The sequence below is a fragment of the Flectobacillus longus genome (assembly GCF_030056705.1).
Taxonomy (GTDB): domain Bacteria; phylum Bacteroidota; class Bacteroidia; order Cytophagales; family Spirosomataceae; genus Flectobacillus; species Flectobacillus longus.
This window is the reverse complement of the sequence record NZ_JASHIC010000038.1, coordinates 63,873-72,336: the sequence shown is the minus strand read 5'-3', so window position 1 is coordinate 72,336 and position 8,464 is coordinate 63,873. Positions and strand designations below refer to the sequence as shown.

Annotated in this window: 6 protein-coding genes; 1 reads left to right on the top strand and 5 read right to left on the bottom strand. The window is 35.6% G+C overall.

Going from position 1 to position 8,464, the window contains the following annotated elements; translation table 11 throughout:
* Positions 1-540: 540 nt before the first annotated feature.
* The gene (locus QM491_RS23355) at positions 541-663 is read left to right on the top strand and encodes a hypothetical protein (protein ID WP_283329955.1); all 123 of its coding nucleotides are present in this window, start codon (positions 541-543) and stop codon (positions 661-663) included.
* A 165-nt stretch (positions 664-828) separates the two neighbouring features.
* Here QM491_RS23355 and QM491_RS23350 read toward each other — a convergent pair whose 3' ends face one another.
* The 5 genes from QM491_RS23350 to QM491_RS23330 form a co-directional block, all read right to left on the bottom strand.
* Positions 829-1,239 (bottom strand): nuclear transport factor 2 family protein, encoded by a 411-nt coding sequence (locus QM491_RS23350; RefSeq protein WP_283329954.1) that lies wholly within the window; start codon positions 1,237-1,239, stop codon positions 829-831.
* Positions 1,240-1,251: 12 nt separating this feature from the next.
* Complete coding sequence (locus QM491_RS23345; protein ID WP_283329952.1) at positions 1,252-1,824, bottom strand: TetR/AcrR family transcriptional regulator; 573 nt, start codon at positions 1,822-1,824, stop codon at positions 1,252-1,254.
* Positions 1,825-2,158: 334 nt separating this feature from the next.
* On the bottom strand, positions 2,159-5,032 hold the full coding sequence (locus QM491_RS23340) for a glycosyl hydrolase (protein WP_283329951.1): 2,874 nt from the start codon (positions 5,030-5,032) through the stop codon (positions 2,159-2,161).
* A 77-nt stretch (positions 5,033-5,109) separates the two neighbouring features.
* Positions 5,110-5,499 carry a hypothetical protein gene (locus QM491_RS23335; RefSeq protein WP_283329950.1) on the bottom strand — a complete coding sequence of 130 codons (390 nt, stop codon included), beginning with the start codon at positions 5,497-5,499 and terminating at the stop codon, positions 5,110-5,112.
* A 28-nt stretch (positions 5,500-5,527) separates the two neighbouring features.
* The gene (locus QM491_RS23330; protein ID WP_283329949.1) at positions 5,528-8,407 is read right to left on the bottom strand and encodes a TonB-dependent receptor; all 2,880 of its coding nucleotides are present in this window, start codon (positions 8,405-8,407) and stop codon (positions 5,528-5,530) included.
* Between the last annotated feature and the right edge of the window lie 57 nt (positions 8,408-8,464).

Sequence of the window (8,464 nt, the reverse complement as noted above, 5' to 3'; positions counted from 1 at the left end):
GCCCGCATGTCTCTTTAGGTGGTATGAGCCCAGTAGATTATAGAATGAAAAAACAGAACACCCTTCTTGGGCTTCGTTCCGCTACGCTACACTCAGCCCAAGAAGGGTTAAAAACATAAGCAAAGTAGACAGATTATGTATATTTTTAAACTGTACTAAAAATGGGAAGCCGACAGTATCGTTGATTTGAAATTGAAATTTCAAAGGATTCAATTCTTTTAGCAGAACTTTTTGTAGGTTCAGTAATTACTTTATCACATGAAAAAATAATTATTGAAAAAAATAATAGTAATAATGTGTTCTTCATCTTTTGGTAGAGTGTGAAATGATACAAGTGTATTTTGATTTGTAATTGGAATAATCAAATGTCTGCGTAAAAGAAATTGATTCGAAACTAGCATTGTCAGTTCCGCAATTGATTAGAAGATTCAATAAATAGAAAAGGGATATAGGTATTCAATTCTAGAAACTCTTTCTCTCTGAATGTTTTACAATCTATACAAAGATAATAATTAATCAATCTGCCTTATGAGAAAATCGATGATTAACACTCAATTTGGATTGAGGAATAATGGTGTATGGCAACAAACCGAATTCTGGATGAAAGATTATAACCTCGAACATCCACGTTTTCAGAGTTTAATAAATTATGGAATGAAGTAGTCACAATACCGAAAATTAAAATCAAGCTATTCTGGAATAATCCTATAATCAGGTATTAATTATTTTTGAGAATAGGGTTCAACTTTAAGTAAAAGTCAAACCCTTATTTTACTAATACACTTGACAAAATAGTGTTGTATTGATACATTTAACTCTCTTGATGTCTTACAAATATCTTTCAGATTCATTTATTTCAAGATCATTTATGCTTGCGTATCTTTTTTGCATTAAGCCATTTTCATCAAACTCCCAGTTTTCATTTCCATAAGCTCTAAACCAATTGCCATCTTTGGTTTGATACTCATATTCAAATCTAACTGCGATTCTATTGCCTGAATGTGACCAATACTCTTTTTTGAGTTTGTAATTTAATTCTCGCTTCCATTTATCAGCTAAGAATTTTACAATTTCTTCTCTACCGTTGACAAATGTACTTCGATTGCGCCATTCGCTGTCGATGGTGTAAGCCAATGATACTTTTTCTGGATTTTGTGAGTTCCAAGCATCTTCAGCCATTTGAATTTTCTGTTTTGCGGTCTCCAACGTAAAAGGAGGAAGTGGATGTTTCTGTTCCATTTTGTTATTAATTTAAATTATATTTTTTACAATTGATTTTGACTTATCTACAATTTCATTTGATTCGAACAATTGACTCTCTATAATTGCGCTTTCGAATAGAAGGTAAATATGTGTTGCCAATAATTCATTATTAACTAATTGCCTAAAGAATACTCTCAAATCATTTTTGTGTGATTGGATTACTCTCAGAATGCTTTCTTGTTCTTTCGATATTTCAGATAGGATATTTAGAAAACTACAACCTCTGAAGTTTTCCCTATCATTCATGTGTATAATGAAGTCAAATGCGCTCAAAATTCTTTCTTTTGGATTTTCTGTTTTTGATGTGAAATCCGAAAGAGCATCAAACCAGTATTGATGTCTTCTATTTAGAAACTCAACGCACAGGTCGTCTTTAGATTTAAAATGTTGGTAAAAACTGGCCTTTGCTACATTGGCTTCACTTATTATTTGATTAATTCCTGTACTGTTATAGCCTTGATGATGAAATAAAATGGAGGCTTGTTCTAGTATTCTTTCTCTTGGTGAACTCATGATTTCTTTTTTTTTATCAAAGGTATTGAAAATAAATAATACAGACAAGTCTGTCTATTTAATTTATTAAAAAAACTTAGCTTAAGAAATTTTGTTTAAATCAGATCTAGAAAAATGGAAATAGCTTGTAGTAGGATAGGAGGGAGGAATATTTACGATAAGAGTTTACAAAAGGTTAGGTGTGATTATTTATAAGAGCGTTTTAATAAAATTGGGGTTGTGCAACAGCTATGAATATTCATGGCTAGCTTGTCTTTTTATACTGATTAGACTTGCTATTTGCTTTTTATAAAATCTAAAAAAGCAAATAGCAAGTCTAATTAATCAAATGATAAGTCCAACTTGTCACTAATGAGTTTGTAAGTTTCTAAAAAATAAGACTTTATAGTGCTGTGATTCTGGCTGAACCTACCAATCCACTTGGTACAATTGTTTTCTCTTTGAATCTAAATTGCAAATATTGCTTGTTCCCTTTTATGGCTTCACCTATAAAACCATTTCTACGTGTAGTTATGATTGTTATTTCTATATTGTTGCTACCTTGTTTTAGTAATGATGTTATTTCTAATTTATAAGGTGCAAAAAGCCTTTCACCTGCTTCAATACCGTTGATTTTTACCGAAGCTTTATAATAGACTTCTCCTAATTCGAGGAAGTATTTTTTGCCTTTTTCTACTCCATCAAAATTGAAGGCGGTGGTATAAATACCTTTGTCTGAGCTGTATTTGGTTTTTTCGTTTGTTCTCCAGTCAAATAGCTTGCTGTTTTCAAAATTATTTTCACCAATTTGAATATTCCAGTTGTCCAATCGAGTTATCTCTTTGCCTTCATCAGTTACGGTTTCACCTTCTGTAAACTGCATTGGTTTTGGTGATGCTACCAAGAAAATTGAGCCATAAGGCGACAAACGATAAGAAACCATATTGCCTTTTGTTGTGATAGCTTTGCCATTTTCGGCATTGAACCAATAATGATTACTTAAACTATTGTCAATGGACAAACGAATGGTTTGCCACTCTTTCGATTTATTCGAAATGAACTTTACGATACTTCCATCTGCCATTACACGATTAATTTGGCGTGACCAGCCTGTTTTTTCTTCAAATCGAACCTTCTGAGTTATCGTTTGAATAGGTAAATTGGCATCTGTGTTTTGAGTATATTTTGAAATCCCAATTTCGCTCATTAATGCTTTGGTAATAGCGTCATTTTGAGTATGGTCAAGATAGGAGGGTTGTTGAGTTGGCATTTCGCCAATTGCCCAAATTCTTGCTCCCGTCTTGTTTAATGCCTTGATATGTTGTGCCGTTTTGAGATTGATATATGGCAAATGCGATAGGGCTAATACTTGGTACTGATTGCCATTGATTGTCCATTTTCCTTGCTCAAATTTGGCTGTTTGCAAAGCATTATCGTTCACAAATTCCCAAGTGATACCTTTAGCTTCTAATTCGTTTACTGTTTTCCAAAGTTTTTTGTACCATTCATAAATGGGTGTTTTTCGTGATGGCGTTGCATTACCCAATTTTGGTTCAATTCCTTCAAAATAGCCCGCAATCATAGTTTCTTCTGGATTTACTTCAATTTGGTCTTCCGAGAAATTCACAAAAGGAAAATAAATTAGAACATCATGCTGAGGTTTTCCTGCTCGAAGAGCATATTGACAACGCGTTAGGTATTGATTAATAAATTTGAGATCATTCCAAAATGGGTCTGATTCATTGAGACCTGACGAAAAACCTACCATTGGTAAAAACGGTGATGACCAAGTATTCCAGCCTTCTTTCGGAAACTCTCCGTTGTTGTATTTATAGGGTGTTCCATGATAAATAAAATGGTTTACCCCACAAGCTAAGGATTTATCTGCCCAAACTTTGATTTTTTGTGGAGTTGTCATTTCGGCCCGATTAATTGCTACAAAAGACTCTTGTGAAATAATCGGTTTATTGTACAAATGCCCGCCTGAGGTTGCCAATTTTAGAGCTCCTTCAGAACCATCAGCAAATAATTGTTCTGTTTCGGGAAGATCGGCCGAGCCAGCACTGCCGATAGGTTCAATCGGAAAACCGTAAGCTTGAGTTCGGTGTAGCATACCTCTTTTTCGCATCCAATTGTTACTTGTTTTAATAAAGTTTTCTGTAAAAACTTTATTAACGGTTCTGTCATAGTCATAAATCAAACGCCATTGATTAACAGAGTCAATCATGTATGGAGACAAATCGCTGTAGTAAGGAGCTGCCAAATAAACAGGATGGTTATAGCCTTTTTTGAACACTGAACCTAAGTAAGGGGCTATATCATAGCCATTTTGTTGTTTAAAAACCTGTAAAAAATCAGGAGAAATAATTCTATTGGTATGAAACTCATAGCTATCGTTAAAGACAGCTCGTAGTGGATTACCATAGAATTTTTCCAAACCTGTTCTTTCACCTAATAAGTAATCATAAGCCTTATTGACTACCTTTGGGTCAAGGTGGTCAATTACATAATTAGTCCCACGTTTGGCAATTAGCGAAGGCTCCTCGCCAGAAGGAATGCTCCACGAGGCAATCAAACGCCATTGCCCATCAGAAGGCACTTGCCATGTTATTTTATGGTCTTTTACTTTATCTGTTAAATTGATAATTGATTGATTATCCAATATAGCTTGCTTTCCTTTCAACTTTAAAACCTTTGCAGCTACAAGACTTTGGAGAATTCCCCATTCGGGTTTTACCTCGTTGCCTTGAGCGCCAAAACTTACCATTTTTTTGATTTTCATCATAGGAATGTGTCCGTTAAATACCGTTCCAGCTACTAAAATAGAGTCAGCAATTCCTAAAGTACGCATACTTTCTTTAGGGTCAAAAAACTGTCCACCTAAAGGCCAGCCACTACCTCCGTTCATATCTACTGTTACTTTTGAAATCTGAGCTTGTTCCATTACAGCTTTCAAATGCTCATAAAAAGAAGGGGTATCCCAACTATAGATTCGGTTGATAATGTCCTTAGAAGAACCCAAATTTACTCCCATTGTAAGGGGTTGAATTTCAACACCTGCAAAGCCATTTTCTGCTAAAACCTTGATTTCTCTTCGTAACTCGTCGTTGGTCACGTCATTGCCTGGCCACCACCATCTAGTAGAAGGACCGTATTCTCGTGGCGCAGATAAAAATTTACTTGCCTCAAACTGGTACTTGGGAAACCACTTGTTGGTACTTTTTTGTGCAAAAAGTGAGGATGTTAAGAACAAATAAATGATAATGAGTTTTCTCATTTTATGAAGAATGTTTTGAAATAATGATTGAAGGCTAATAGATAGGCGACCAGAAATGGCCGCCTATTTTTATACGTTTACTTCTTTTCTTCTTTAATTCTTACGGCTTTGGCTTCAAACATATTCATCAATGTGCCTTTGAGGTTGTTGTCATCTATTTTTGCTAAATCTACCGATACATCATAACCCGATGCCGAAAAGAAAAGCTCGATTTTATCTTTATCTTCAACCACATTAGTTAAAAAAATCTTTTCAGCGTCAGCTTTACTAGGGTCTGTTAGGTCGCCTGTTAGCTTTCCGTCTTTGCGAACAAGGTTTGCGATAAGTTTTCCATCACCATTTGGTGTACCAATAAAGGCTAATTCCCATTTTCCTGCATAAAAATCGGTAGGTTTCTCAGTTTGTGAAAAGCCATTTAGCACTATGCCAAAAAATAAAACAAAGAGAATAACAATTGATTTTTTCATTGATTTTGCGTTACGTCGCCACGGTTGTTTAAAATTTGTAATTGATTGATAAAAAGAATGCTCTAGGTGGAATGCTAATAGTTGAATAAACGGCATTGGGATTAGCTTCAAGCTGAGCTTTGGTAAAGCCTTGTCTATCTAATGCCTGAGGAAAGCCTCCTGGTGCAGACCAACTCATTACTCCAATTTGGTTGAAAACATTATTGATATTGCCCTGAAGCTGAACTTTTGAAGTGAGGTTATAACCCAAGTTCAAATTGGTTTGGTCGAATGCAGGCAAGTAAAAAGCATTAGGAACATTAGCCGCACGCTTACCCATATACGACCAATCGATAGAGGCATAAACTTTCCCTCTGCTATAGGTTGGCGAAATACGAACAATCAGATTGGCGTTGTTATCTGTTTCATTACCCGAATAACTTTCAATTTTATCATCAGCTTTTCCATTTGCCCCCAAAAGCCATGCTTGGAATCTTACAGCTTTAGAAGATTGTAGAGTGGCTACTCCACGAATACTCAATGCTGAAGTTAGGTTATAATTAGCCTCAAGCTCAACCCCTTTGGTTTCGTATTTATTGTACAAAATTGGTGCTTCGTATTGGCTCGAAATATCGTCTGTTTCTTGTCCAATTTGTTGGATAGGTACGTTATCCAAAATACTATAAAATGGAGTAATGAATAAACTTAGGTTGTTAGTTTTTGCTTTAAATCCAAGTTCAAATTGTTGTACCTTTTGTGATTGTGGGTCTAAGAATTTGGCAGAGGCATCGTTGTCAACGCCAATATAAATGCCCATGTCTGGAGCTTTATTTCCTTGCGAGTAACGACCATACACTGCATAATTATCTGCTAATTTGTAGTTTAAGCCCGCCGACATCGAGAAAGTGGATAGGCTTTTGTTGTATTTATAAACACTAGTAACTTTGGCTGTAGCATTATCATAAGTTGTTAAGGGATTTTTATCTACACCGCCTGTTCCGTCGTTGCTACTTGTTGCAATTTGGTTCGTTCCATCAATACCAATACCTTCGTATCTTATGCCCCAGTCCAAATCAAGTCTATCGCTAATAGTCCAATTATGACCCAAAAACAATGCTATTTGTTTTTGACTTATGTCATAAAGATTAATCGCGGAGGACGAACCACTACCCATAGCGCCATTGGGAGCTGTTAGTTTATAAGTATTTCCTGCAAAATCATCATAAGTAATACTAGTAAGCTCTGGATGTGGCGTTAGCATAGTTGTCATGGCTAAACCAGCCGAGCCATTACGTCGGGTCAAATTAGAAACAGCATAAAATGCGCCAGCCGTAAAACTCATTTTATTGAGCCTTTTTGTAATTGTTAACTGATCAATAAATTCACCCATTTTATTTGAAGTATAAAATAATGGGTTGAAATACAAAGAATTTTTCTGGATAGACTCACCAGGGAGTGAGCTATTCAAAACTGGAAAATTAAATCCTGCAAATTGTCCATTTATCATGTTGGGCAATTGCATAACGGTTGCCAAGTTTTTGCCCGTTGCTAAATCATTGAATTTATATGTCCCAAACTGGGCAATTTGTCCCAAAATAGCATAAAAGATGATATTGTCTAGTGCCGTTGGATATACAACGCCTGTGGTGTTCCAAACGGAAGATTTATCAGAATACTTCATTTTGTTATCAATTACAAAGCCATTTCCTAAATCTTTGTCGAAGTTTAAACCAAATGAAATATCTTTTGAATTGATTTTATCTCTTGAATCATAGTTTACCGTTTCGTTGGTATCGTTTACCTTGAAACTTGCTTTGATGGCAGGAATAAGTACTGAGTTGGTTTGTTCAACACCAGCTGGTAAGGTAGGATGAGAAAAACCTGTTGTAGGCAAAAATTCGAACCAAGCATTTTTATCATTCAAATATTTGGCATACAACTTTACAGAACCGCCTTTGAACTTCTTCACAATATTCGCTTTTATTTGCCCACCATTGTTCATTGGATAGCCCGGATTTCTTGCTCCATCAGACTGCCTCCAGAAACCTCCAACATTATACGTAATACTTTTATCATTGTTTAAGGGGCCACCAAAATTAAAATCTGTTCTGTAAAATGGATTTTTACCATTGCCCTCAAGTCCATATTTGGCACGCACTTCTGCTTGGAATACCGTTCCTCCTGTTTTTGAAACATAATTGAAAATTCCTCCTGGAGCATTATTCCCTAAAATGGAGGCTGTACCACCACGTACAGCTTCTAATTTTCCTAATGTTGCATCTGCTCTCAAGAAAAAATCAGGACCATAATTTCCAAAAGTAGCATTGGTGATAGGAAGTCCATCTTCTTGCATCGAAACATAATAGTAGCCCGAAGCACCGTCATTTGAACCTACCGAAACACCACGAGAATAAACGGTATTTCGGATTTCGCCAAGTGACGAATTGACATATACGCCTGGAATGTTTTTTAATAAATCGACGGCACTAACAGGTATTACCGCTGCTAATTGTTTACTGTTTAGTACCGAGATGGCTACTGAGGACTCCATCCTTGAGCGCTTGTCGAAAAGTCCTGTAACAATGACCTCTTCAAGCGACTCAATATCTTCTAATAATACAATATTCAAGGTATTTCTACCTGACACATTTATTTCTTGCTTCTTAAAGCCTACCGAACTAATAATGAGCTTATCATCTTTTTCGACTTGAATACTAAAGTTACCTTCGGCATTTGTAACAGTCCCTTTTTGAGCGCCTTTTACTATTACACTCGCTCCGACAACTGCTTCATTTTTATTATCGGTAATTTTTCCTCGTAGTATCTGTGCCCGAACACTCGTGGCTACAAATAGATAGAAAAAAATAAAAGGCAAAGTCCTTCCACAAAGAGATTTTCCTCTCTTTTGAATAAGTAATAATTTTTTCATTAAATTTGAACAGTTTTGTTAGTTAAACATCCATTTACTGACTAAACACTAGCTCAT

Excerpts from the sequence above, each read along its gene's own strand:
- QM491_RS23355 (WP_283329955.1), top strand. The coding sequence starts at position 541 with ATGATTAACACTCAATTTGGATTGAGGAATAATGGTGTATGGCAACAA.
- QM491_RS23340 (WP_283329951.1), bottom strand. The coding sequence starts at position 5,032 with ATGAGAAAACTCATTATCATTTATTTGTTCTTAACATCCTCACTTTTT.
- QM491_RS23350 (WP_283329954.1), bottom strand. The coding sequence starts at position 1,239 with ATGGAACAGAAACATCCACTTCCTCCTTTTACGTTGGAGACCGCAAAA.
- QM491_RS23335 (WP_283329950.1), bottom strand. The coding sequence starts at position 5,499 with ATGAAAAAATCAATTGTTATTCTCTTTGTTTTATTTTTTGGCATAGTG.
- QM491_RS23330 (WP_283329949.1), bottom strand. The coding sequence starts at position 8,407 with ATGAAAAAATTATTACTTATTCAAAAGAGAGGAAAATCTCTTTGTGGA.